The sequence below is a fragment of the Paenibacillus sp. TSM33 genome (assembly GCF_056099025.1).
The window spans coordinates 1-342 of sequence record NZ_JBLZXB010000049.1 but is presented as its reverse complement, the minus strand read 5'-3'; the positions used below and the strand labels follow the sequence as shown (position 1 = coordinate 342).

Sequence of the window (342 nt, the reverse complement as noted above, 5' to 3'; positions counted from 1 at the left end):
AGTACCATCGGCGCTGGAGGGCTTAACGGTCGTGTTCGGGATGGGTACGTGTGGAACCCCTCCGCTATCGCCACCAAACATGAATTTACATCGTAAATTCTTCCGTAAGGTTATTCGGTTCATCACAGATCGTGCGAATGAATCGCCATACGCTGGTTGTATGTATTTCTACATACTTTCAAGGTTACACCCTGAAAACTGGATCCGAAACTTTATTGCGTCTTATCTTAGGATAAGCCCTCGACCGATTAGTATTGGTCAGCTCCATGCATTACTGCACTTCCACCCCCAACCTATCTACCTCGTCGTCTTCAAGGGGTCTTACTTACTGGGAAATCTCAT

Annotated in this window: 2 rRNA genes; both read right to left on the bottom strand. The window is 46.8% G+C overall.

Annotated elements, in window-relative coordinates:
• Window positions 1-78: ribosomal RNA gene (gene rrf / locus ACN6NF_RS25815) — 5S ribosomal RNA — on the bottom strand; the annotation flags it as partial.
• A gap of 150 nt (window positions 79-228) precedes the next feature.
• A 23S ribosomal RNA gene (locus tag ACN6NF_RS25810) occupies window positions 229-342 on the bottom strand; the annotation flags it as partial.